1 pseudogene is annotated in these 244 nt (G+C 32.4%); it reads right to left on the bottom strand.

Annotated features, from left to right (window positions below):
- Nucleotides 1–37 precede the first annotated feature (37 nt).
- A pseudogene (locus tag SB689_RS23920) lies at nucleotides 38–244 on the bottom strand (hypothetical protein); the annotation flags it as partial.

Below are 244 nucleotides of genomic sequence, written 5' to 3'. Positions count from 1 at the left end.
CTTCATTTCTTTAATTTTAAACTACTTCTTATTTTTATTATTTTATCTCTTTGCAGTTGTCCTTTCTTCTGGTATCAATGATGTACTGAATTTTCCACTCCTCATTCTGTTTTACCAATTGAAAACTGTTGGCCCCACAATGTGAAAACTTCCCTTTCAGATAAAAAGAATATGGAGTAAAAACACTTGCCAGATTACCATCTGTATGAATGGCTTCTATGATAATTCTTTCCTCCAGATCATC

The sequence above is a fragment of the Chryseobacterium sp. SIMBA_038 genome (assembly GCF_046535115.1).
Classification (GTDB): Bacteria; Bacteroidota; Bacteroidia; order Flavobacteriales; family Weeksellaceae; genus Chryseobacterium.
This window is presented reverse-complemented; position numbering and strand designations above follow the sequence as displayed.